General features: G+C 61.7%; 18 protein-coding genes and 1 tRNA gene. 15 read left to right on the top strand and 4 right to left on the bottom strand.

From position 1 onward, the window contains the following. The first annotated feature begins 21 nt into the window (after positions 1 to 21). The 6 genes from Q0974_RS13080 to Q0974_RS13055 all read left to right on the top strand — a co-directional run bounded on the left by Q0974_RS13080 (position 22) and on the right by Q0974_RS13055 (position 8017). Complete coding sequence (locus tag Q0974_RS13080) at positions 22 to 729, top strand: hypothetical protein (RefSeq protein ID WP_299328303.1); 708 nt, start codon at positions 22 to 24, stop codon at positions 727 to 729. Beyond that, positions 722 to 4279, top strand: a complete 3558-nt coding sequence (locus tag Q0974_RS13075; protein ID WP_299328300.1) for a hydantoinase B/oxoprolinase family protein — start codon at positions 722 to 724, stop codon at positions 4277 to 4279. The genes Q0974_RS13080 and Q0974_RS13075 overlap by 8 nt, the downstream gene beginning before the upstream one ends. A gap of 96 nt (positions 4280 to 4375) precedes the next feature. Beyond that, positions 4376 to 5062 carry a DUF969 domain-containing protein gene (locus Q0974_RS13070; protein WP_299328297.1) on the top strand — a complete coding sequence of 229 codons (687 nt, stop codon included), beginning with the start codon at positions 4376 to 4378 and terminating at the stop codon, positions 5060 to 5062. After that, positions 5059 to 6021: a DUF979 domain-containing protein gene (locus tag Q0974_RS13065; protein WP_299328552.1), complete on the top strand. Its 963-nt coding sequence runs from the start codon at positions 5059 to 5061 to the stop codon at positions 6019 to 6021. The genes Q0974_RS13070 and Q0974_RS13065 overlap by 4 nt, the downstream gene beginning before the upstream one ends. Further along, positions 6012 to 7016, top strand: coding sequence for a DUF2891 domain-containing protein (locus Q0974_RS13060; RefSeq protein ID WP_299328294.1), 1005 nt, complete (start codon positions 6012 to 6014; stop codon positions 7014 to 7016). The genes Q0974_RS13065 and Q0974_RS13060 overlap by 10 nt, the downstream gene beginning before the upstream one ends. After that, a complete protein-coding gene (locus tag Q0974_RS13055; RefSeq protein ID WP_299328291.1) occupies positions 7013 to 8017 on the top strand; it encodes a histone deacetylase family protein in 1005 nt (334 codons plus the stop codon). The genes Q0974_RS13060 and Q0974_RS13055 overlap by 4 nt, the downstream gene beginning before the upstream one ends. Here Q0974_RS13055 and Q0974_RS13050 read toward each other — a convergent pair. From Q0974_RS13050 to Q0974_RS13040, 3 genes are read right to left on the bottom strand one after another with little or no spacing between them, the layout of a single operon-like run. Continuing rightward, complete coding sequence (locus Q0974_RS13050) at positions 8014 to 9894, bottom strand: ABC-F family ATP-binding cassette domain-containing protein (protein WP_299328288.1); 1881 nt, start codon at positions 9892 to 9894, stop codon at positions 8014 to 8016. The two genes, Q0974_RS13055 and Q0974_RS13050, sit on opposite strands and share 4 nt — an antisense overlap. Before the next feature lie 45 nt (positions 9895 to 9939). After that, positions 9940 to 11181, bottom strand: coding sequence for an acetyl-CoA acetyltransferase (locus tag Q0974_RS13045; RefSeq protein ID WP_299328285.1), 1242 nt, complete (start codon positions 11179 to 11181; stop codon positions 9940 to 9942). Positions 11182 to 11191: 10 nt separating this feature from the next. Continuing rightward, positions 11192 to 12646, bottom strand: a complete 1455-nt coding sequence (locus Q0974_RS13040) for a carotenoid oxygenase family protein (protein ID WP_299328282.1) — start codon at positions 12644 to 12646, stop codon at positions 11192 to 11194. A gap of 134 nt (positions 12647 to 12780) precedes the next feature. Between Q0974_RS13040 and Q0974_RS13035 the strand changes: the two genes are divergently transcribed. Beyond that, positions 12781 to 13563 (top strand): DUF1295 domain-containing protein, encoded by a 783-nt coding sequence (locus tag Q0974_RS13035; RefSeq protein ID WP_299328279.1) that lies wholly within the window; start codon positions 12781 to 12783, stop codon positions 13561 to 13563. Between the two features lie 26 nt (positions 13564 to 13589). On the opposite strand, the gene Q0974_RS13030 is transcribed toward Q0974_RS13035, so the two are convergent. Further along, positions 13590 to 13663, bottom strand: a tRNA-Cys gene (locus Q0974_RS13030). 197 nt (positions 13664 to 13860) lie between these two features. Between Q0974_RS13030 and Q0974_RS13025 the strand changes: the two genes are divergently transcribed. From Q0974_RS13025 to Q0974_RS12990, 8 genes are all read left to right on the top strand, one after another. After that, positions 13861 to 14511 (top strand): protein-L-isoaspartate O-methyltransferase, encoded by a 651-nt coding sequence (locus Q0974_RS13025; protein WP_299328276.1) that lies wholly within the window; start codon positions 13861 to 13863, stop codon positions 14509 to 14511. Position 14512: 1 nt separating this feature from the next. Continuing rightward, a complete protein-coding gene (locus Q0974_RS13020; RefSeq protein WP_366943603.1) occupies positions 14513 to 15985 on the top strand; it encodes a TolC family outer membrane protein in 1473 nt (490 codons plus the stop codon). Positions 15986 to 15999: 14 nt separating this feature from the next. Then, a complete protein-coding gene (locus tag Q0974_RS13015) occupies positions 16000 to 16461 on the top strand; it encodes a DUF2497 domain-containing protein (RefSeq protein ID WP_299328273.1) in 462 nt (153 codons plus the stop codon). 70 nt (positions 16462 to 16531) lie between these two features. Beyond that, positions 16532 to 18598, top strand: coding sequence for a S9 family peptidase (locus Q0974_RS13010; RefSeq protein WP_299328270.1), 2067 nt, complete (start codon positions 16532 to 16534; stop codon positions 18596 to 18598). Further along, on the top strand, positions 18595 to 19278 hold the full coding sequence (locus Q0974_RS13005; RefSeq protein WP_299328268.1) for an enoyl-CoA hydratase/isomerase family protein: 684 nt from the start codon (positions 18595 to 18597) through the stop codon (positions 19276 to 19278). The genes Q0974_RS13010 and Q0974_RS13005 overlap by 4 nt, the downstream gene beginning before the upstream one ends. 40 nt (positions 19279 to 19318) lie before the next feature. Next, a complete protein-coding gene (locus tag Q0974_RS13000; protein WP_299328265.1) occupies positions 19319 to 19708 on the top strand; it encodes a response regulator in 390 nt (129 codons plus the stop codon). Between the two features lie 215 nt (positions 19709 to 19923). Beyond that, positions 19924 to 20346: a response regulator gene (locus Q0974_RS12995; protein WP_299328262.1), complete on the top strand. Its 423-nt coding sequence runs from the start codon at positions 19924 to 19926 to the stop codon at positions 20344 to 20346. A 65-nt stretch (positions 20347 to 20411) separates the two neighbouring features. Next, positions 20412 to 23072, top strand: coding sequence for a valine--tRNA ligase (locus Q0974_RS12990; protein ID WP_299328260.1), 2661 nt, complete (start codon positions 20412 to 20414; stop codon positions 23070 to 23072). Positions 23073 to 23080 lie beyond the last annotated feature (8 nt).

Raw genomic sequence — 23080 nt, 5'->3', positions numbered from 1 at the left:
GACGGCAGCGAACCTGTCCGATTGGCTATAATGATGCCCTGGGGGCGAGTCGGCAGCAATTTGCTGCTGTCGATGATCCGCACGGCCTTTCCTTCCTCCGAAACGCGTGCTGTCAACGAACCCTTCAAGCGCGGCATGAATGCCGAGCAGCAAATTGATCTGTTCAAGAAATTTTACCGGCGCCGTGACGCTGAAGAACGATTGATCATCGCAAAATATTCGGTGCGGCTTATTGCCGACAAAGCGGCGCTGGCACGGCAGTTTTCCGAACATGGCGTACGCCTTGTTCGCCAGCGCCGAGCCAATCTTGTGAAGGCAGCGGTCTCGCAGCTGCGCGGCAAACTCTATGCCGATCTCAGCGAAAAACAATCGGGAAGGCGCCGCTGGGGCGTTCCCGCCAAGGAGCGTCCATTGCCGCCCGTAGCGCTCGATCCGAAACGTTTTGTCGAAGTGCTGCGCGGGATGGTGTCGTCGGACGAGGAACTGATGCGCTTTGCCCCTGACTGTCCGATCCTCGACATCGAATATGAACAGATAAGCGAGGGCCCGGAACAGGTCTTTTCCGATTTGCTCGATTGGCTCGAAGTGGTGCCGCAACGTGCGCCCGAAATCATCTTCGCGAAGGCAACACCGGACGATCTGACGCAAGCCGTGCCCAATCTCGAGGCGCTGCGCGATGCCGCGAACGCTGCAGGTTTTGAGCAATTCGATGCGATGTTCGATGGCTAGACGCTGGCGCTTTGCGATCGATCGCGGCGGGACATTCACCGATGTGGTCGCAATCGCGCCGGACGGTGTGCTGCATGTCGAAAAGCTGCTCTCCGACAATCCCGAACAGTATGACGATGCGGCTGTCGCCGCGATCGAGCGGCTGCAGGCGCGCCATGGCGCTGGGCCGATCGCCAGCGTGAAAATGGGCACGACCGTCGCCACCAATGCGCTCCTCGAACGCAAGGGCGAACGGGTGGTGCTGGCTGTGACGCGCGGCTTCGGCGATGCGCTGAGGATCGGCTATCAGGCGCGGCCAGAGATTTTCGCGCGACATATCAAGCTGCCGAGCCAGCTCTACGAGCGGGTGATCGAGATAGACGAGCGGGTGCGGGTCGACGGTACGGTCGAAACCCCGCTAGACGCGGATGCCGCGCGGGCGGCGTTCGAGGCGGCCCATGCCGACGGTTTTCGCGCTGTTGCGATCCTGCTCATGCATGGTTGGCGACATACGGACCATGAGGAGCGGCTTGCGGCAATCGCGCGCGATATCGGGTTTACACAGATTTCGGTCAGCCATGAGGTTGCGCCGCTGATCAAGCTGGTCGGGCGTGGCGATACGACGGTCGTTGACGCCTATCTCTCACCGGTGCTGCGCCGCTATGTGGACAAGGTTGTGGATGGAATTGGGAACGAGGTCCGATTGCAATTCATGCAATCCAATGGCGGCCTCGCCGATGCACAGGCGTTTCGGGGGAAGGACGCGATCCTATCGGGCCCGGCCGGCGGTATTGTCGGCATGGCGAAAACGGCCGCGCAAGCCGGTTTTGAGCGGATTATCGGTTTCGATATGGGCGGGACATCGACCGATGTCTCGCATTATGCGGGACTGTATGAGCGCACGCTCGAAACCGTCGTCGCAGGCGTGCGTATCCGCGCGCCTATGCTGCAAATCCATACGGTGGCCGCGGGCGGCGGCTCGATCTGCCATTTCGACGGCAGCCGGTTCCGGGTGGGGCCGGACAGTGCGGGCGCAGTGCCCGGGCCCGCCTGTTACCGCCGCGGCGGGCCGCTGACAGTGACCGACTGCAACGTCGCGCTCGGCAAGATCGATCCCGATCACTTCCCGCATGTCTTCGGGTCCAAAGGCGATCAGCCCATCGATGTGGATATCACTGCGGAGAAGCTTGAGGAAATGGCTGGGGATATCGCGTTGGCAACCGGCACGCGCATGGCGGCCGAAGAGATCGCCGAGGGGTTCCTGCGCATCGCGGTCGACAATATGGCGAACGCGATCAAGAAAATCTCGATCGCGCGCGGCCATGACGTGACCCGCTATACGCTCGCCTGTTTCGGCGGGGCCGGGGGGCAGCATGCCTGCCTTGTCGCCGATGCGCTCGGGATCGACCGGATTCAAATCCATCCGCTTGCCGGCGTGCTGTCCGCATACGGAATAGGTCTCGCCGATGTAACGGTGCTGCGAGAGGTGACGTTCGGCAAGGCGCTTGGCACGGATTTCGGCGCTGAAATCGCGGCGCTCGCCGAAGAGGCCAAAGCGGCAGTCCGGGACCAGGGCGTCGATCCCCCAGCGATAGAGAGCGAGTGCCGTGTCGCGCTGCGCTATTCCGGCAGCGACAGCGCGCTCGAAGTTGCGCGCGATACGCCGGAGGCAATGCGGGCGGCTTTCGATTCGCTACACAAGGCGCGTTTCGGTTATGTCGACGAAGAGGCTGAGGTGATCGTCGAGACGCTGATCGCCGAAGCAGTCGGGCGTTCCGAGCGGGGCTTTTCCGAGGCCAGCGCGATGCCTGGCGAACAGGCGCAATCCAGATCATCTGGAGATATCGTGGCGCGCTCTGCCATAGCTGAGGGTCAAGCGATTACCGGCCCAGCCATGATCGTCGAGGAAACGGCGACCACCTATGTCGAGCCGGGCTGGCAGGCTAAAGCCGATACGCATGGCAGTCTAATCCTGACCCGCGCCGTGCCGCGCGCAGAGCATCATGCGATCGGCACGGATGTCGATCCGGTCATGCTCGAAATCTTCAACAACTTGTTCATGGCGATCGCGGAGGAGATGGGAGTCGTGCTGCAGAGCACGGCAAGTTCGGTGAACATCAAGGAGCGTCTCGATTTCTCCTGCGCGCTGTTCGACCCTACCGGCGCGCTGATCGCCAATGCCCCGCATATCCCCGTCCATCTCGGCTCGATGGGTGACAGCATTCGCACCATCATAGAGGCGCGAGGGGGAGGTGCGGACGGGCGTGGCATCCGCCTGGGCGACGCCTATGTCCTCAACGCACCCTATCGCGGCGGCACGCATCTGCCCGACATTACCGTTATCGTGCCGGTCTTCCATCCGGGGGACGACGCACCCGCGGCCTTTGTCGCGGCGCGTGGCCATCACGCCGATATTGGCGGGATCGCACCGGGCTCGATGCCCTCGGACAGCCGCTCTATCGAGGACGAAGGGGTGCTGCTCGACAATGTGCTGATGGTCGATGAAGGGCGCTTTCTAGAAGCCGAGATGCGTGCGATCCTCGGCGCGGGCGACCATCCGGCGCGCAATTCCGACCGCAACATTTCCGATCTCAAAGCGCAGCTCGCCGCTTGTACACGCGGTGCGGAGGAGTTGGTGCGGATCGCGGCGGACTATGGCCGCGATGTCGTGGCGGCTTACATGCATCACGTCCTCGCCAATGCCGAGGAGGCGGTCCGCGGCCTGATCGAGAAGCTCGACGACGGGGCGTTCAACTATGCGATGGACAATGGAGCGCAGGTGTCCGTCGCAATCACCGTCGACCGCGAAGCCCGGTCCGCGATCATCGATTTCACCGGCACGAGCGACCAGCAGCCAGACAATTTCAACGCACCCTATTCGATCACCCGCGCTGCGACCCTCTATGTCGTGCGCACGCTGATCGACGACACGATCCCGATGAATGACGGGTGTCTGCGGCCGATCGAGCTGATCGTACCCGGGGGCTCGATGCTCAACCCGCAATATCCGGCGGCTGTCGTCGCGGGCAATGTCGAAACGAGCCAGGTCGTCACGGATGCGCTGTTCGCGGCGACGGGCCGCCTCGCGCCGTCGGCGGGCACGATGAACAATTTCACCTTCGGTAATGAGCGGCACCAATATTACGAAACCATCGCCGGCGGGTCGGGGGCCGGGCCCGATCATGACGGCACCAGCGCCGTGCAGACGCATATGACGAACAGCCGGCTGACCGATCCGGAGATTTTGGAGACCCGTCTGCCGGTGTTGCTCGAAAGCTTTGCGATCCGGCATGGTTCGGGTGGGGCAGGACGGCACCGGGGCGGCGACGGCACAGTGCGCCGCGTGCGCTTTCTCGAAGCGATGCAGGCGAACATACTCGCCAATCGCCGCCGCATCCCGCCTCGGGGCATCGAGGGCGGAGCGGATGCGGCGCCGGGACGCAACTATGTCATGCGGACGGATGGCAGTGAAGATGAGCTGCCCGCAACGGCGTCGAGCGCGCTGGAGCCGGGGGATGTCTATGTCGTCGAGACCCCTGGCGGTGGCGGTTTCGGGGAGGAACAGAGTTGAACAGGTTCACGTCATTCCCGCGCAGGCGGGAATCCAGTTCTTTCGCTGATGGTTCGGGACTGGATTCCCGCCTGCGCGGGAATGACGGAGTATTGGATGACTGACTATCTCGTTCTGGCCGGCATCCTTATCGTCGTTGTCGGCTTCGCGCTGCGCTTCAATCCGCTGCTGGTGGTTGTGGTTGCGGCCATAGTCACCGGCCTGTTCGGCGGGCTCGATTTCGTTGCGGTGATCGAGGCGCTCGGTAAGGCATTCAACGATAATCGCTATATCTCGGTCACCTGGATCATCCTGCCGGTGATCGGACTGCTCGAGCGCTATGGGCTGCAACACCGTGCCCGCGCGGTGATTGAAAGCGTGCGCGGCGCGACAATGGGCAAGCTGCTCGTCATCTATTTGCTCTTCCGTCAGGTCACGGCGGCGATCGGGATGAAGGATGTCGGTGGCCATCCCCAGGCCGTCCGCCCGCTCGTCGCGCCGATGGCCGAGGCCGCAGCGGAAAAATCGCATGGCGATTTGCCCGAAGACGAGCGCGAGAAGGTCAAGGCCATGTCGGCGGCGACCGACAATGTCGGGCTGTTTTTCGGCGAGGATATCTTTTTCGCCATCGCTTCGATCCTGCTGATCCAGGGCGTGTTCGAGAGCGCCGGCTATCCGCTGACGCCATTGCAATTGTCGGTCTGGGCCATCCCGACCGCGATTTGCGCTTTCTTCATCCATGGCAGCCGCATCCTCGCCTTCGACAGGCGGTTGGGACTGGAGAAGCGCAGGTGGCCGCGATGATCACCTATGAATGGCTTTACATCCTCGCCGGATCATTCTTCGCGCTATGGGCGGTGCTGAGCTTGCTCGACCGGTCGAACGGCAAGCGTCTCGGCAATGCCGCCTTTTGGGGTTTGCTCGCCGCGAGTTTCCTGCTCGGTAGCCACCTTTCCGATTTTGCCAATGGCCTGTTGGTGCTGGCGATGGTCGGGATTGCCGGCGTTGGCGGACTCGGGCGCAGCGATCCCGAAACAACGACGGTCGCACAGCGCGTCGATTTCTCGAAACTGATCGGCAACAGGTTGTTCCTGCCTGCGCTAATCGTGCCGGTCACGGCGGTCGCCGGGACGCTGCTCTACAACTACACGCCGCTGTTCGAGACCGGGCTGTTCGAGGAGCGCCGCGAGACGCTGATCCTGTTCGGCATCGGCGTAGTCTTCGCATTGGTCGCGGCAATGATCTGGTTGAAACCGCCGCTGCTGGCTCCGGCGGAGGAGGGGCGCCGCCTCCTCGATTCCATAGGCTGGGCGGCGATCCTGCCGCAGATGCTCGCTGCGCTCGGCGCCGTGTTCGCGCTGGCGGGCGTTGGCGATGTCATCGGCGGGGTCGCCGGGACGCTGATCCCGGAGAACAATATCCTGATCGGGGTGATCGTCTTTTGCCTCGGCATGGCGATCTTCACGATGATCATGGGCAACGCCTTCGCCGCCTTTCCCGTGATGGCGGCGGCGATCGGCATTCCGTTGCTGGTCGAGGATTATGGCGGCGATCCGGCCGTCATCGGCGCAGTCGGCATGCTGGCCGGTTTCTGCGGCACGCTGATGACGCCGATGGCGGCGAACTTCAACATTGTGCCCGCCGCGCTGCTCGAGCTGAAAGACCAGAACGGCGTTATCCGCCAGCAGATCGGGACAGCCATTCCGCTCTGGTTCTGCAATGTCGCGATCATCTATATTGGAGCGTTCCTGCTATGGAGTTGACCCAAGAACTCGCCGAGAAATTCGCGCGCATCGCGCTCGGTCATGTCACGCAGCAATATCCCCACAAGCTCGATCATGTGATGAACGGGCTGGAGGATGCGCGCGAGCCCAAGGCGCTGCATCCGATCTTCTACGGTAGTTTCGACTGGCACAGTTGCGTCCATGGCTATTGGATGCTGCTCACACTGCGCCGGCTCTATCCCGATGCGTCTTTCGCGCGGGATGTCGAGGCACTGGCGGACCGGATGCTGACCGAAGAGAAGATCGGCGCCGAACTCGCCTATCTCGACCGCGAATATTCGGGCGGATTCGAGCGGCCCTATGGCTGGGCATGGCTGTTGGCCTTGCACGGAGAGGCGGCGCGGCATGAAGACGGGGACTGGGGAGCCAATCTCGAGCCGCTGGCGCGCGCATTTGCCGAGCGGTTCATGCTGTTCCTGCCCAAACAGGGCTATCCGATCCGCACCGGCACGCATTACAACACTGCCTTCGCGCTAGTGCTGGCCCATGGCTGGGCCGAGACGCATGATGCGGACCTGCTCAGCCTGATCCGCGAACGCGCAGGTTTCTATTACGGCATGGATCGCGACTGTCAGGCTTGGGAGCCGGGCGGGGACGAGTTTCTCTCCTCGGCGATGATCGAAGCGCTGCTCATGCGGATAGTGTTGGGCAAGGCGGATTTCGCGGAATGGTTTGCGAACTTCCTGCCGCGGCTCGACATCGGCGAGCCGGCCAGCTTGTTTACCCCTGCGGTTCCGACCGATCGCAGCGACGGCAAGATCGCGCATCTCGACGGTTTCAACCTTGCGCGGGCTTGGTGCTGGCGGGGCATCGCCGATGCGTTGCCGGATGCGCTAGCGGAACGCGCTGCACAGACCGCTGAGCGTCATCTCGATGTCGCGCTGCCGCATGTTGAGGGCGATTATATGGGCGAGCATTGGCTGGCGAGTTTCGCGGTGCTGGCGCTGCTCGCGGGCGCAGACACAGGCTCATGATCACGATCTTTGACGACCGGCAACTCGCGCATGCCCCGGAGCGCGAACTCAATAACGGGGCGTGGACCGCCTATCAGGAAAGCCCGGATCGCGCCCGCCAGATCGCGAAGGCGTTTGACGTGATGGCGCAGCCCGAAGATTTCGGCCTCGACCCAATCGCCGTCGTTCACGACCGCGCCTATCTCGGTTTTTTGCGCAGCGCCTATGACGAGTGGCGGGATGCGGGGCGGGAGGGCGATGCGATCGGCTATGCCTTTCCGATTATCCGCCGCCGCGCCAATTCACACATCCGCATAGATGCGAAGATAGGCGCACACAGCTTCGACGCCGCGACGCCGATCACGGCCGACACATGGGAAAGCGCCTATTGGTCGGCGCAGACCGCGCTTTCCGGTTTGCAGCCGGTCCTGAAGGGCGAAGCGCGATCCGCCTTCGCGCTTTGCCGCCCGCCCGGCCATCATGCCGGCGCCGATTATATGGGCGGCTATTGCTATCTCAACAACGCGGCGATTGCGGCGCAGGCGGCGCGAGCACGAGCCGACCGTGTCGCGATCCTCGATATCGATTATCACCACGGCAACGGGACGCAGGACATATTTTACGATCGCAGCGATGTGTTCTTCGCGTCTATCCATGCCGATCCCGCGACCGACTATCCCTATTATTGGGGGTTCGCCGAAGAGACCGGAGCAGGGGCAGGAGAGGGCGTGACGCTCAACCTGCCACTGGCGCGCGGCGCGGAGGCTGTGCTGTATCGGAAAACATTGGCGAAAGCGCTATCGGCAATCAGCGATTGGGGTGCCGAACTGCTGGTCGTGTCTTTCGGGGCCGACACATTCGCAGGTGACCCGATATCCTCCTTTGCGCTCGAGACCTCGGACTATGCAGCGATTGGCCGCCAGGTCGCCGAACTAGCGCAGCCGACGCTTATCGTGATGGAAGGCGGTTATGCGGTCGGCCAGCTCGGGGCGATTGTCGGGGAATTTCTCTCGGGGTTCTAGCCGCCGGTGGCAGCTTCGAGCGCTTCGGACGCTTCGGTCCAGCTTTCCTCCAATTCGGCAATCTGATCTTCGATTTTCGCGCGCTGCATCATCAATTCCGTCATTGTCGCCGTGGCAAGTTCGCCCTTCGCTTCCTCTGGTGCGAACATCGCTTGGTCGATGGCGGAGCGCTGCTTTTCCAGTTTTGCGATCCATGCCTCCGCATCGCGGGCCGTCTTCCGCAACGCCTGCGTTTGCTTACGCGCTTCGGCCGCTTCCCGGCGCGCCTGTTTGGCGCTCTTGCGCGCACCCGGCTTTGCCTCGGGTGGCGGTTCATCCTTGCCGAGCACCAGATCGGTATAATCGTCGATCGACCCGTCGAACTCTTGCGCGGTGCCGTTATCGATCAGGATCAGCCGGTCGGCGGTCAGCTCCAGCATATGCCGGTCATGGCTGACGATCACAACCGCACCGGAATAGTCGGTGAGTGCCTGCACCAGCGCCTCGCGCGCATCGACATCCAGATGGTTGGTCGGTTCGTCGAGGATCAGCAGATGCGGCGCATCGCGGGTGATAAGTGCGAGCGCTAGCCGCGCACGTTCACCGCCCGACAGCTTGCGGACCTCGATGGTCGCCTTGTCGCCCGAAAAGCCGAACCGCCCGAGCTGACCACGTACGGCACCCGGCTTCGAATCGGGCATCGCGCGGGCCATATGGTCGAGCGGCGTATCGTCGCCGTCCAGCTCTTCGACCTGATACTGGGTGAAATAGCCGACCCGCGTCTTGCCGTGGATCGCGATATCGCCGTCCATCGGATCGAGCTGCCCGGCGAGTAGACGGGCGAGGGTGGTCTTGCCATTGCCGTTGCGGCCGAGAAAGGCGAGCCGGTCTTCGGGATCGATGCGCAGCGACACGCGGGAGAGGACTGGATTATTCTCCTCGTAACCCACCGCCGCCTCGTCGAGCACGATCATCGGCGGTTTCATTTCCCCGGGGCTGGGAAAGCCGAACACGAGCGTCGGGTCCTCGACCGCGGCTTCGACCGGTGCCATGCGGGCCAGCGCCTTCATCCGGCTTTGCGCCTGCTTCGCCGAATGCGCCTTAGCCCGCCAGCGATCGACGAACGCCTGCAGCTTCTCGCGCTCCGCAATCTGTTTGGCGCGGACCGATGCCGCCTGCGCAGCCTGTTCGGCCGCCTGCTTTTCGAACGCGTCATAGCCGCCCGGATAGAGCTTCGTCTTCCCGCCCTTCAGATGCAGGATATGATCGACGACATTGTTAAGCAGGTCCCGCTCATGGCTGATAACGAGCATCGTCCCGCGATAGTCGCGCAGGAAGTTTTCGAGCCAGAGCGTCGCTTCGAGATCGAGATGGTTCGACGGTTCGTCGAGCGTCAGCATGTCGGGCGCGGTGAAGAGCAGGGCGGCGAGCGCCACCCGCATCTTCCACCCGCCCGAAAAACTGTCGAGCGGCTGCGCCTGCATCTCTTCGTCGAAGCCGAGGCCGCTCAGGATGCGCGCGGCACGGGCGGGCTCGGCATGGGCGTCCATTGCATTGAGGCGTTCGTGAATATCGCTGATCCGCTGCGGATCGGTTGCCGTTTCGGCTTCGGCGAGCAGCGCGGTACGCTCGCTGTTCGCGGCAAGCACCGTATCGAGCGGCGATTGCGTTCCGGCCGGCGCCTCCTGCGCCAGATAGCCGATCCGCATGTCCTTCGGCATGTCGATGGCGCCGTCATCGGCCTCGATCTGCCCGGTCAGTGTCCGCATCAGCGTCGATTTGCCCGCGCCGTTCCGCCCGATCAGCCCAACTTTGGCGCCCGGCGGCAGCGCCGCCGTCGCGCCGTCGAGTATCACCGTGCCGCCGAGGCGCACCTTGAGGTTGCTGAAATTGATCATCGGGTCGCTGCCTATAACCGATGCGAACGACAGTGCCAGTGGCGATCAGGCGCTGCCGCCACCCACCACGAAACTCGCCACGGTCGTCGTGCTGCCGCCGATATTGAGCATCCCGGCCTTTTGCGCGCCCTCGACCTGATAATCGTCAGCACCGCCGGCCACCTGTTTCGCGCAGTCGAGCATCATGCGGACGCCGGTCGCGCCGACGGGGTGGCCGGAGCCGATCAGGCCGCCGCTCGGGTTGATCGGGTGCGCGCCGTCGATGGCGATCCCGCCATTTTCGATGATCTTCCAGCTTTCGCCCGGCGCGGTCAGGCCAAGATGGTCGATGGCCATATATTCGGTAGTCGTGAAGCAATCATGGACCTCGATGGTGTCCAGATCCTTCGCCGAGCCAATGCCAGCCCGGTCGAGGGCATCGGACACCGCCTTGCGAACATGCGGGAAGACATAGTCTTCGGCCTTGCTCGCCTCGATCTTGGGCTGATAGCCGATATGCGCGGTGCGGTGGCCCCAGCCGTCGATACGCGCGAGGTCTTCGAGCGACTTGCCATGTTGCGCAGCATAATCGCGCGCCTTCGCCTCGCCGGCGAGGAAAATGACAGCACCGCCATCGGTGATCTGCCCGCAATCCTGCCGCCGGATGCGGCCGTCGATCACCGGATTGGCCTCGTCATCCTCCTCGAAACTCGCATTGCCGAAGGTCCATTTGCGGGTCTGCGAATTGGGGTTGCGGCGGCCATTGGCGAAATTGGTGCGCGCGATCTCGGCCAGATGCGCCTGTTGCAGCCCGAAGCGGCGCGCATATTCGTCGCCCAGTTCGGAAAACATGTGCGGCCAGGGATATTTCACATCCTCGCATTCCTTGCCGGAGAACATCGCCGGGCCGCCGATATATTGCGCGGCCGTGTCGCCGGGGACGTTGCGCATCATCTCGATCCCGAGCACGCAGACGCAGTCGTAGCGCCCGGCCTCGATCTCGGCCATGGCGGAGAGGATCGCCATACTGCCCGAAGCGCAGGCGGCCTCGTGGCGCTGCGCGGGCATGCCGGAAAATCGATCGTCGACGGCCGCGAAGAAACCGCCGAGCTGCCCCTGATTGCAGAACAGCTCGGCCGTGAAATTGCCGACATGAGCGGACTCGATCTCTTCGGGTTCGAGGCCGGTATCGGCAAGTCCGCCTTCGAGCGTCGCCCTGAACAGGCCAAAAATATCTTCGCCTTCGCGATGCCAGTTGCGGGCGAAATCGGTTTGGTAGCCGCCTAGAATGAAAACGGGTGCGCTCATATGGTTTCGCCTATAGTTCGTCGCTGTTGGCCCAGATCGCGTGCGTGCCGCTGCTGATCCGGTGGGGCAGGGCGATCCGGCAAACCGGACCCGCCTCGATATCGCGCGCATCGAGCAACACGCATTCGGAGCGGTCATTGTTGGTGTCGATGGTGAAGGTGATCAGATAGCCGTCATCCTCTTCGGTCGATCCGATGCGCGGCACGAAACAGGGTTCGCTCAGATATTCGCCATCCGGGAATTGCAGTTCGACCGATACGCCGGTCTCGAAATCATGCTTCACGATACCGGTGAAGACGAACCAGCCGGGCTTCGCCGTGGTGCTGTAGAGGTAGCGCGTCTTCTTGCCCTGGAAATTGCGGTTGAAGCAGCCGAATTCGAGGATGCGCTCGTCGAGATGCTCTTCCTGCGTTTCGCCCGTCTTCAGGTTGAAGCGCCAGCGGTGGAGCTTCGGCTTCATTGAATGCTCGTCGAGATAGGCCATCATCTGCGCCCATTGTTGCGGCACATCTTTCAGCGGCTTGGGCTGCGGGTCTTCCTGGAAATAGCCTTCGAGGACGATCTCGTCGCCCTCTTCATAGGCGTTCATCCAGTGGAGGACGAAGGTCGGGTCGGCTTTGAACCAGCGGATATCCTCCTCGCTCCCGTAGCGCGGGATGATCGCGAAACGCGTGCCGAGTTCGGGATAGAAGCGCGCCGCGTGTAGGTCACGCTCGAGCAGTTCCGGGTCCCAGAAGAGCGGCAGGTCGTTGAAGATCGTGTAATTCTCGGTGAAGGCCATGTCATGCGGCAGACGCGGGCCGGGCAGGGGGATCGGCACGTAATGGGTAAGTTTATTATCCTTATCGACGATGCCGTAACGCATGTAGGGCGCCTTCTTCGAATAGTTGAAAAACAGCAGCTCACCGGTTTTCAGATCGACCTTGGGATGGGCGGAAATACCCTCGTCCGGCCCCCAATCCGCAATGCCCTTGTCCTCCAGCGTGACCGGATCGAGCAGATAGGGCTCGCCGCACTGGTAGAAGGTGGAGACGACATTGCCGGCATGAACGACGACGTCCGTAGAGGATGAGTCTTTCAGCGAACCCTGCGCGCCCCAGCCCGGCCGTTCGGAGAGCTTGGGGTTGGCCGCGATGCCTGCCCAGAGCGCCCGCCCGGCTTCCTGTTCGGCGAGAAAGCCTTTGGTGCGCACGAAACGGTTGCGGTAACTCGCTTTGCCATCCCGGATATGGATCGCATGCAGCATCCCGTCGCCGTCGAACGGGTGATAGGTGCCGATCGCCTGATGGACCGGGTTCTCGGTATTGCGGACATAGACGCCCGAGATATCGGTCGGAATCTCGCCGACGCAATCGAGATCATGCGCATCGACTTCCTCGAAAACAGGCGTCCAGGCGCCGCCGATATAGGGATGGCCGTCATCCTCCAGCGTCGGTTCCACGCGGTTGACGGTTTTGACTTCCATGCGGGCGATCCTCTTCCGATAGGCGGTGCGCTACCGATACCCAAAGCGCGGCGCCCTGCCTAGGCTGGGGAGAAGGCTATGGCCAAGCGCCATCGCGCGCCGCATATCGGGCGCAAAGCCGGGGGCGCGATACTATGGACGCATTTTTCACTCTCTTTGCCGTCAACGCGGCGGTCATCCTTGCCATCCTCGTGCTCCTCTGGGCGATCAGCGTGGCGATCAAGGATGTCAGCTTTATCGACAGCTTCTGGGGGTTCAGCTTCGTTATCATTGCGGTCGTTACCTATCTGATGACCGAAGGTGGATCAGAGGAACGGCGGCTGCTGATCCTGTGCATCGCGGCTGTCTGGGGCACGCGGCTCGCTGCCTATCTCTTCTGGCGCTGGCGCAAGGAGGGGCCAGACAAGCGCTATCTTGCGATGCTCGGCAAGGCGGAGCCGCACCCGCACCGTTTCAGCTTCCGCATGGTCTTCATGCTGCAGGGAATTCTGCTGCTGATCGTCTCGCTGCCGATCCAGCTCGGCTCGATCCCTTCGGAACCCGCCTCGGTCGGGTTGCTCGGTTGGTTCGGCGCGGGCCTCGCTGTTATCGGCATCCTGTTTGAAACGATAGGAGACTGGCAACTCGCGCGCTTCAAGGCGCAGGGGAAGGGCGGCGTCATGGACAAGGGCCTATGGCGCTACACCCGCCATCCCAACTATTTCGGCGACACCTGTGTATGGTGGGGGCTGTATCTGATTGCGGCGGAGACGACGCTTGGCATCGCAAGCTTCATCGGCCCGGCCGTGATGACCTATCTGCTCGTCAAATGGAGCGGCGCTGCGCTACTCGAACGGCGGCTCAAACGCGCCAAGCCGGAATATGAAGACTATATCCGCCGCACGAGCGGCTTCTTTCCCTGGCCGCCGAAGCGGTGAATTCCAAAAATTGCGCCGTGGAAGCTTGGAGGCCCGAGCCGGAATCGAACCGGCGTACACGGATTTGCAATCCGCTGCGTCACCACTCCGCCATCGGGCCCCGCGGCAACTGTCGAGGGCGGGCAAATGGGCAAGCCGGGGCAATCTGTCAAGCGCAACCGCACTTTCGTCGAAACCGTTGGCAAACGCGCTTGGCCTCGCTTCCGATTGCCGATAGAAGGCGGCGTTGACGTTACTGTATTGCTGATATAAGACAGCGGCGTGGAACGAGAAGAAGAACAGCAAGGCTTCCCTGCTATGAATCACGATTTCGAAGCGATGCGTTCGGCCATGGTGGAAAGCCAGTTGCGGCCGAACGCGGTCGACGATAGGCGCGTCGTTCGCGCGATGGCGACCGTGCCGCGCGAAGATTTCTTGCCGGCGGACAAGGCCGCGCTCGCTTATGCCGAAATGCTCGTTCCGCTCGGCAATGGGCGGCGGATGAACCTGCCCATGGCTACCGGACGGCTGCTCGTCGAGGCCGCCCTCACGCCGGACGATCATATACTCGTCGTCGGCGCGGCCGGTGGTTACACGGCGGCGCTGTGTGGCGGTATCGCGAAGTCGGTCGTGGCACTTGAAGAAGATGAGACGCTGATCGCCTATGGCGCCGACGCGCTATCGCGTATTCCGAATATCGAAAGTGCGAACGGATCGCTGGCTGAGGGCTGGACCGCCAGCGCGCCTTATGATGTGATTATCATCGACGGCGCGATCGAGCACCTGCCCGATGCGCTGATCGAACAGCTCGCCGATGGCGGCCGGCTCGTTTCCGGCATGTTTGAAGATGGCGTGGTGCGACTGGTTTATGGGCGCAAACAGGGTGAGGCGTTCGGAACGACAGCCTTTGTCGATGCCCAATCCTCATCCCTTCCGGGCTTCGAACGTCCGGCGGCTTTCGTATTTTAGGATGAACCATATGATGGCCAAGGCGAAAATCTATCTGACCGGGACAGCAGCAGCGGTTCTTGCGGCGACAAGCCCGGCATCTGCAGAAACGCTGCGCGGCGCGCTGCTCGAAGCCTATCAGACGAACCCGACGCTAAACGCCGCGCGCGCCGGCCAGCGGGCTAATGACGAGAATGTGCCGATCACACTCGCCGATGGTCGGCCCAATGTGAGCGTAAGCGGTTTCTATAACGAGAATGTGCGGACATCGCCGAACAGCTTCACCGCACCGTCGCGGACCACCGGCGCTCAGGCGGATGCAACCTTGCCAATCTTCCAGGGCGGCACGGTACGCAATCGCATCCGTGCGGCGCGGGATCGGGTGGAAGCCGGGCAGGCCGACCTGCGGTCGACCGAGGCTAATCTCTTTACCAATGTCGTCGCCGCCTATCTCGACGTGATCAGCAACCGGAATATCGTGGAGCTCAACGCCAATCAGGTCCGTGTGCTCGACACCAATTTGCAGGCAACAAGTGATCGGTTCGAAATTGGCGATCTGACGCGCACCGATGTAGCGCAGGCCGAAGCACGGCTCTCGACGGCGCGCGCCAATCTGGACTCCGCCGAGGCTGAGCTGGCGGCGGCCGAAGAAAATTATCTGCGGCTTGTTGGCGAGTGGCCGGAGGAACTGGAACCGCCGCCGCCTCTGCCAGAGCTTCCGGCGACGCCCGATGCCGCTGAAGACATTGCCGTCTTGAACAATCCGGACCTTATAGCGGCGCAGCACAATGCAGATGCCGCCGAGCGCGATATCGCCGCAGCACGTGGCACGCGGCTGCCACGCCTCGAAGCCTTCGCACGCGGAAATTATACGAATTTTCTCAATACCCTGGGCAGTCCGGCGCTTCCGCCAGAAGATAACGCCCGGTTCTTTCAGGAGGAAACCACTGCGACCGTCGGTCTGCGCGCGACGTTGCCAATCTATCAAGGCGGCCGTCCGGCTGCGCAGGTCCGCCAGTCGCAGGCACGGCTGCAGCAGGCCGAGGAAACGGTGATCGCGACTGAGCGCGCGGTCGTGGCCGATGTCCGGGCGGCATTCTCGCGCTATCGGGCGGCGTTGCAGGTGATCGATGCGACCGGAACCGCCGTTGAAGCCAATGAGCTCGCGCTCGAAGGCGTCCGCGCGGAAAATTCCGTGGGTTTGAGGACAATATTGGACATTCTTAACGCCGAACAGGAACTGTTGAACAGCCAGGTCGATCTCGTGACCGCGCGGCGCAACGCCTATGTCGCGGGTTTTAACCTGCTCGCGGCGATGGGGCAGGCCGAAGCGCAAGATCTGGGCCTAGACGGTGGCGTTCTCTACGATCCGAACGTCAATTATCGCCGGGTAGACAATCAATGGTTCGACTGGAACGACGATCCGCGGCCTGTGACTCAATCGACACGCACGGTCGATAATCCCGAGCGCGGGATGACAAATCCCGAAAATTGAGGCATGGCGCGCCCATGGGCGACGTTAACCATGAACCGACGATGGAAGAGATACTCGCTTCTATCAAAAAGATCATCGCAGAGGATGGCGATAGCGCGGCATCCGAAGCGGATGTGCGGTCGCGGCGGAAAAAGCCCGTGCTCGAAACGTCCGAACCGCCGGTTAGCGACGATGTTCTGGAATTGACTGACACCGTCGAAGCGGAGTCCGCCGAGCCGGTTGCGATCGACGAGGATGCAGAACCCATAGCGTCCGATGAAACGATCGACGCCAGCCATGCCGCGCTTGCCGCGTTGACCGCCATTGCCCAACCACGCGCGGAAGGTAGCGATGCCGAGGACGCGCATCCTTTGGAAGGGCTGGTCCGCGAAATGCTGCGGCCCATGCTCAAGGAATGGCTCGACGAAAATCTTCCCGGCCTCGTCGAGGAGATGGTGGCCCGCGAGATCGCGCGGATAGCCGCCGGCCGCGAATAAACGCGATCTTTCAACATGACTGTGTGCGTGCGGTGCTTGCGCCGCCGGAACCCTGCGTTATCACTGCATCATGAGAAAAATTGCATCACTCGCCGCGGCTGTGTCGCTCGCTACACTTTGTGCGCCCGCAACCGCTCGGAATTTCACGCCGGAAGACCTGGTCCAGCTTAACCGATTGGGCGGGAGTGCGGTCACCGCCGATGGCGGCATGCTGGCCTTCGCGATGCAGGAAACCGATCTCGAAGCGGATTCGCGCAGTGGCGATCTCTGGCTCCTTGATTTGCGCGAACCCGGATCGGCCCCGGAGCGCTGGCGTGCAGCGCCCGATAGCGACGAAAGTTCTCCGGCATTTTCGGCGGACGGATCGCATCTCTATTTCCTTTCGGACCGCAGCGGGTCCAGCCAGGTCTGGCGCGCTCCGATGGGTGAGGGCGAGGCCGTTCAGGTCACCGATGTCGGGGCCGATATTGCCGGATATAGCATAGCCCCGGGCGGCGAACGGATCGCGATCTGGTTTGCCGAAGATGCGAGCTGCGAAGCGGTCAGTTGCGCCGATAACGAAGAAGCGGAATATGAGGGCAGCGGCCGCTCTTACGATGCAATAATGGTCCGGCACTGGGCCAGCTGGAACGACAGTACCCAATCGCGCCTCGCAACCTTCGCACTGGCGGACGGCATTGCGACGGGTGAGGGGACGGTCGTTTCCCGGCCGCTAAACGGGCACACGCCGACGCGACCGTTTGGTGGCGCGGAACAGATTGCCTGGCACCCCTCCGGCGCGTCGATCTTCTTCATCCTGCGCGAGGGCGGTGCTGCGGAGGCGCTCTCCACCGATCTCGATATTTACCGCGCACCGGCGGATGGCTCGGGCCCGCCCGAACTGCTGACCGGCGAAAACGCTGCCTATGACAATCTGCCCACTCCCTCGCCGGACGGGCGCTTCCTCGCCTATGTCGCCATGGAGCGGCCAGGCTACGAGAGCGACCGCCGCGTGCTGCATCTGCGCGATCTGATAACCGGTGAAACGCGGGCGCTGACCGAAAGCTGGGATCGCAGCATCGGCGGTATTGCTTGGTCGACGGACCTCCAGGCCATCTATCTGACCGCGCAGGACAATCTCGACACGGCGCTATTCCGCTACATGTTGAGCGAAGGCCGGATCGAGCGGGTATCGGGTGCGGGCAGCATCGGATCGATATTGCCGCAGGCCGATGGCTCGGTGCTGGTCGCGATGGCGAGCGCGCTCGCGCCGTCCGACCTCTACCGGATCGATGCCGATGGCACGATGGCGCAACTGACCAATGTGAACGGCGCGACGTTCGACGCAGTCGATATGCCGAGCCGGGAAGAGTTCTCCTTCGAAGGGTCGGATGGCGAAACCGTTTACGGCCAGATATTCCGTCCGGCCGGCGTGGCGGAGGGCGTACGGCTGCCGGTTGCCTATTTCGTCCATGGCGGTCCACAGGGGTCGTTCAGCAATAGCTGGTCATACCGATGGAACCCGGCCGCCATGGCGTCCCAGGGCTATGCGGTCGTCACGGTGGATTTCCATGGCAGCACGGGATATGGCCAGGTCTTCACCGACAGCATCAACAATGATTGGGGCGGCAAGCCGCTGCGCGACCTGCAACTCGGGCTCGACGCCGTGCTGGAGGCCAATGACTGGATGGACGGCGAACGGGTGTGCGCGCTCGGCGCCTCTTATGGCGGCTATATGATGAACTGGATCGCCGGCAACTGGCCGGATCGGTTCGACTGTCTCGTCAACCATGCCGGTATCTTCGATTTGCGGCCATTCTATTATGCGACCGAGGAGCTCTGGTTCCCCGAATGGGATTTCGGCGGGCCCTATTATGATCGCGAAGACGCCTATGAGCGTTGGAATCCCGTGCATCATGTCGAGAATTGGGAAACGCCGATGCTCGTCATCCATGGCGAACTGGACTTCCGCATTCCCTATAGCCAGAGCCTGGCCGCTTTCACCGCGCTTCAGCGGCAGGGCATCGTATCGGAACTTTTGATCTTCCCCGACGAAAATCACTGGATCAACGGGCCGCGCAACAGCCTCCAATGGCATCGCACGGTCTATGACTGGGTCGCACGCTGGACAGACGAGACAGCGGACGGCGGGGAATGAGCGTTTTCCACTCGGAAACGCGTGACGGGACGCTGATCGTCACGCTCGACAGGCCGCCGATGAACGCGCTGAACGCGGAAACGCTGGAGGAAGGCGCGGAGCTGCTGCAATCCATCGCCGCCGATCCGCCCAAGGGCGGACTCGTCTTCACAGGCGCAAACGGCGTGCTGACGGCCGGTGTCGATATCAAACAGGCGGCCGATGCCGACAAAGCCATGCGGCGGCGGCTATTCTGGGGCATCAACGATTTTTGCGCCGCGCTGATGCGGTTGCCCTGCGCCTGTGTCTGCGCGGTTACGGGTCACGCGATCGGTGCCGGCGGCATTATCGCCATCGCCGCCGACTGGACGGTGATCGCCGATACGGATCTCAAGATCGGCTTACCGGAAGCGAAAGCGGGCCTGGCCTTTCCGCAAGTCCCGCAAATCGCGATGGAATATGGTCTCGATCCGGTGTGGCACCGGCGGCTCGCGTTCAGTTCGCAGCTTTTGGGCGCGGCCGAATCTCTCGAAACCGGACTGGCCGATGAGCTCGTCCTGCCCGAAAGGACAGTTGAAATTGCCGTTACAAGAGCGAAAGAATTGGCGGATCAACCGGCATTTAACGAAGTGAAGGCCAATATGCGCCGCAAGGCCTGGGCCGATATCGATGCGGTTTATGCCGGTGGCGGAACGAATTAGTCCGCTGTGAATTGGTTCGAAGATGACGGAAAGATCGGCAATGAGCGATAAAGGCGACGCGGTCAAAGGCGGAGAGACCATCTTGTTCGTGGAAGATCAGGAGGATGTCGCCGAGGTGGCTTCGGCGATGCTCGAGGAGCTCGGCTATACGGTAATTCACGCCGAAAATGCGCAGCGCGCGCTCGATCTACTCGAACAGCATGACGATATCGATCTGTTGCTTACCGATATCGTCATGCCCGGAACGCTGAACGGCGCGGACCTCGCCCTGCGCGTGCAGGAGGAAATGGGTCTCAAGGCCGTGCTGGTGACCGGCTATGCCGACAAAGCGATTCCGACGGATCAGTTCGAGCGTTTCGACGTGATCCTCAAACCTTTCCGGATGGACGAACTGGGCCAACGCATTCGCGCGGCGCTGGACGGGGAATAGGCTTGAGGCGTCGGTAAACGCGGCGCTAACCCCATTCTTCAACGTTTCAGTAAAGTCATACCTTAACATTTGGGACGGTTCTAAAGTTCTGAATCTAAAAGATAAGTAAGCGATTCCGCGACTCTTATCGAGTATATTCGAAACACTATTAACCAATAGCGAGAATTGCGCCCCGAAAGCGCGGAACTGAAGGCGCTAAGCCTCGTTTATCCGCCATGCCTCTAACCAAATTCTTCAAGAAAATCGCCAGCCCGGACGTGGTTGCCCAACTAAATAAGCCGACCACGGTTCTGCTCGTCGACGACCAGCCCGAAGTGGCCGAGGTTACGCAGGACCTGTTGCGAGCGAAGGGCTATACCGTCGTCGCGAAATCGAGCGCGGCGGCGGCGCTTGATGCTCTAGCCACTAATCCGGATATCGATATCGTCGTTTCGGACATCGTGATGCCGGGCGAACTGGGCGGGGCGGACATCGCCGAATTCGCAAAGGAAATGGCCGGGCTCCGGACAATCCTCATCAGCGGCTTCCCGCATCATCAGATCACGATCGATAGCCTCGGCAAATATGATGTCGTGCTGAAGCCGTTCCTGATCGAGGAACTGGACGATCATATCCAGGCGGCGCTTGCGCGCGACTGACGCCGAGTCTCAACCGCGAAAAGCCTGTGGCGCAGGGCAGTCTGCCTTGCTAACGGCTGATCGCCATGAGCGAGCTACCCAAGACATTCGATCCCGCCGCCATCGAAGCGCGCTGGTATGCCCATTGGGAAGAGAACGGCCTGTTCCGCCCCGAGCGGGATGAGGCCGAGCCCTTCACCATCGTCAATCCGCCGCCCAATGTGACGGGCAAGCTCCATATCGGCCATGCGCTCGACAATACGTTGCAGGATATCTTGATCCGGCATCAGCGGCTGCTCGGCAAGGATGCGCTCTGGGTCGTCGGCACCGATCATGCCGGTATCGCGACGCAGATGGTCGTCGAGCGCCAGCTCAACGAGAAACAGCAGAAACGCACCGATTTCACGCGCGAGCAGTTCGTCGAGAAAGTCTGGGAGTGGAAGGAAGAGAGCGGTGGAACGATCACCCAGCAACTCCGCCGCCTCGGCTGTTCGATGGATTGGGCCAATGAGCGCTTCACCATGGACGAGGGCTTCACCAAGGCGGTCACCAAGGTGTTCGTCGATCTCTACAATGACGGACTGATCTATCGCGACAAAAGGCTCGTAAACTGGGATCCGGGTCTCAAGACCGCGATCTCCGATCTCGAGGTCGAGAATAGCGAGATCAACGGCCATTTCTGGCACTTCTCCTATCCGCTCGAAGATGGATCGGGCGCGATCTCCGTGGCGACGACGCGGCCCGAGACGATGCTCGCCGATATGGCGGTCGCCGTCCATCCAAGCGATGAGCGCTATGCCGATGTCGTCGGCAAGAAGGTGAAACTGCCGATCACCGGCCGGCTCGTTCCGGTCATCACGGACGAACATGCCGATCCCGAACTGGGGTCTGGCGCGGTGAAGATCACGCCGGGTCACGATTTCAACGATTTCGATGTCGGCAAACGCGCCGGGATAGCGCCCGCCGATATGCTCAACATGCTCGATGCGAATGCGGCGGTCTGCCAGACGGCGGATGGGCTGATTCCCGACGAGCTTGTCGGCATGGACCGCTTCGATGCGCGCAAGCGGGTCGTCGAAATGATCGATGAAGCGGGCCTGCTCGAACAGGTCGAGGACCGCGTGATCGTCACGCCCTATGGCGACCGCTCGAATGTCGTGATCGAGCCCTGGCTGACCGATCAATGGTATGTCGATGCCGAGACATTGGCGCAGGGTCCGATCAAGGCCGTGCGCGACGGCACGATCAAGATCGTCCCGAAAAGCTGGGAAAAGACGTTCTTTAACTGGATGGAGAATATCCAACCATGGTGCGTGAGCCGCCAGCTCTGGTGGGGGCACCGAATTCCGGTTTGGTATGGTGACGATGGCCAAGTCTATGTCGCCGCCGATGAAGCCGAAGCGCAGGCCATGGCGGGCGAAGATGTCGCCTTGATGCAGGACGGTGACGTGCTCGACACCTGGTTTTCCTCCGGCCTGTGGCCTTTCGCGACGTTGGGCTGGCCGGACGAGACCGACGACCTCAAGCGCCACTATCCGAACAGCGTGCTGATTTCGGGCTTCGACATCCTGTTTTTCTGGGATGCGCGGATGATGATGCAGGGCATGCATTTCATGGGTGAAGTGCCCTGGCATACGCTCTACCTGCACGGCCTTGTGCGCGCGGCGGATGGGCAGAAAATGTCGAAGTCCAAGGGCAACACCGTCGATCCGCTTGGGCTGATCGATACGTACGGTGCGGATGCGCTGCGTTTCTTCATGGCGGCGATGGAAAGCCAGGGTCGCGACATCAAGATGGATGAGAAGCGCGTCGAAGGCTATCGCAACTTCGCGACGAAGCTCTGGAACGCCGCGCGTTTCTGCCAGGCGAACGGGATCGGGGCGAGCGAGACGCTCGAAGCGCCCTCGGTTCAACTGCCGATCAATCGTTGGATTATTGCGGAAGTGACCAAAACAGTGAGGGCGGTTGATAGGGCATTCGAGAAACTTCGGTTCGATCGAGCGGCTAGCGAGGTGTATCAGTTCGTATGGCACACCTTCTGCGACTGGTATCTCGAACTAACAAAGCCGGTTTCGATCAACGACCGCAGAGGCCAAATTGATAGTGAATCCAAGACGACTGTAGGATGGGCTCTGGATCAAATACTGGTTATGCTTCACCCGTTCATGCCGTTCGTTACCGAAGAGCTGTGGAGTAAGATGGGCGATCGGCACCACTATCCACTGATCACTGCCAGATGGCCGATGGAGCGTGCGAAGGAATACCGAGACTCAAATGCTGAGGTGCGCTGGGTCATCCGTCTCGTGAAAATGATTCGATCAGTGCGTGCTGAACTCAATATTCCTGCTTCGGATCGGCCTGTCCTTCAAGCTTTCGGTCCAGCGGATTTGGCCAAGCGCCGCCTCAATCGCTTTAGCGATACCATTTGTCGGATGGCGCGGATCGATAAGATAAGAATTTTCGATCAAGATGAACCTCGGCCCGATCTTACCGCGGAATTTTGGTTAGATGACAACGAATTCCATATTCCTCTCGAGGGCGTAATTGACGTGCCGGCCGAAAAGACCCGCCTTACCAAATCGCTTGTGGCAGCGGAGAAGGAGGCCAGCAAGCTCGACAAGCGTCTCTCCAACCCGCAATTCGTTGAGAAGGCAAAGCCCGAGGCGGTTGAGAAGGCGCGCACCGATCATGCGGAGAAGATGGCTGAGGTGGAGCGGCTCAAGGCGGCGCTGGAACGGCTCGGCTAGGCGCGCCC

This window comes from Parasphingopyxis sp., from assembly GCF_028279465.1.
Lineage (GTDB): Bacteria > Pseudomonadota > Alphaproteobacteria > Sphingomonadales > Sphingomonadaceae > Parasphingopyxis.
Note: the sequence above shows the minus strand (reverse complement) of the source record. Positions and strands in the feature narration are given on the sequence as shown.